Raw genomic sequence first — 1812 nt, forward strand, 5'->3', positions numbered from 1 at the left:
TGCTGACTTGGCAGCTTCTGAGATGAACATTGCCATGCCGCCTCCCTTGCGTATGGCGTCAGCCATGCGCTGACGAGAACCTCAATCTACCTCACTGCACCCTGCGCGACTGTGACGCCAACACGCAGACCGCACGGCTCGGTGGCTCGCACGACTGCCGAAGGACAGGCGGCCCACAAGCCCGATGAACACTGGGCATTCCGCAGGCCTAACGCCCGCGGTAAGGGGCGCCCACTTGGCTGGGCCGGAGCGCTGGATTGAGCAAGCGTCCCCTTGACCAATGAGTTAGGCCAGGGAGCCATGCGAAATGGCGGGAGCCAGCACTTGGCCTAGAAACGCTGATGGATGCTTGGCCTGACATGCCTGAACCCTCTTGATTTGGCTGATGGCGAACCACCTCATTATGAAGTGCCCACGGCGTTGCAATTGTTGCGCAAAGCCATAGTCGATTTTTACTCGCCAAGAGTTGGATGAAACCTAGAATTTTTTATGGCCTCCGTGAGTAGTTGAACGTCACGTTTAACTGTTTCACTTCCCTCCTTCTCGGTCAGCACCGTGTAAGAAAAGTTGGCGATACGCATATGGTTGGGACGAACGGGGTTTGTTACGTACCACCAGAAGAGCGTGATTGCGTGACCCTGCTCTGTACTTCGCAGAATCGAAGTAGCGATTGCGTTCCCATTTTTCAACCGTTGAACGCTTCCAGCCGCAACACTACTCATCGCTGCCAAACGCTCAAATGCCGCATCGTCCGATAACAGCTGAGGTGATGTAGCGGTGATTACATTTAGGCGAAGAGTGCCAGTGTCCGGCGCATCTTCATAGAACATCGCTCCGCCGTCGGGCTCAGACTCTTCGACCCAGTTTTTTGGGACTGAGAAATTTATAATTCCGCCACGGTACTGAATTTCTTTCATTTCGAGAGCGGCGCCATAGGCGGATGTGGTTGAAGCCAATGCTGCGAACAGCCAGTTGAAGTAGCGCATGAGAGGCCTAACGCCCAAGTTCAGCGGCGCCGGAGCGAAGCGCAGGGCACCAACACCGCAGGGGTTGGCGTCCGCTGCAACGCCCAGTTAGGCTGGTGGCAGTGGGCCGGATGCGCAGGCAGTGAGACCGCACACGAGGCAACTGCCTGGTGCGCGCGATGTGCTGACTTGGCAGCTTCCAAGTTGAACCGTGCCATGCCGCCTCCCTTGCGTATGGCGTCAGCCATGCGCTGACGAGAACCTCAATCTACCTCACCGCACCCTGCGCGACTGTGACGCCACCACTCAGACCGCATGCCTCGGTGGCTCGCACGACTGCCGAAGGACAGGCGGCCCACAAGCCCGATGAACACTGGGCATTCCGCAGGCCTAACGCCCAAGTTCAGCGGCGCCGGAGCGAAGCGCAGGGCACCAACACCGCAGGGGTTGGCGTCCGCTGCAACGCAGAGTTAGGCTGGTGGCAGTGGGCCGGATGCGCAGGCAGCCAGCCCGCACACGAGGCAACTGCCTGGTGTGCGCGATGTGCTGTGATGTCAGCCAGTTGAACCAACACTGCCATGCCGCCTCCCTTGCGTATGGCGTCAGCCATGCGCTGACGAATGCCTCAATCTAACCCAGCTTCAACCTGAGCAGAAGACCTGCGTGCCACTCAACCCGAGGTGCTCGGTGGCTCGCACGACTGCCGCAGGACAGGCGGCCCACAAGCCCTATGAATACTGGGCATTCCGCAGGCCTAACGCCCGGTTAACCGGCGCCGAAGGCCCGAACGGGCCGCAGGGCACCAACACTGGCCATGAAAATGGCGAAGCCATGGCCAGTGTTGGCG

The 1812-nt window shown here is 59.3% G+C and carries 1 protein-coding gene; it reads right to left on the reverse strand.

The features are described 5' to 3' along the window. Positions 1-452: 452 nt before the first annotated feature. The gene (locus tag EV672_RS18600; protein ID WP_133611429.1) at positions 453-986 is read right to left on the reverse strand and encodes a hypothetical protein; all 534 of its coding nucleotides are present in this window, start codon (positions 984-986) and stop codon (positions 453-455) included. Positions 987-1812: the final 826 nt, after the last annotated feature.

The sequence above is a fragment of the Aquabacterium commune genome, assembly GCF_004362855.1.
Taxonomy (GTDB): Bacteria; Pseudomonadota; Gammaproteobacteria; order Burkholderiales; family Burkholderiaceae_C; genus Aquabacterium; species Aquabacterium commune.

What these genes read in the sequence shown, in the direction of transcription:
- EV672_RS18600 (WP_133611429.1), bottom strand. Translation starts at nt 986, where the DNA reads ATGCGCTACTTCAACTGGCTGTTCGCAGCATTGGCTTCAACCACATCC.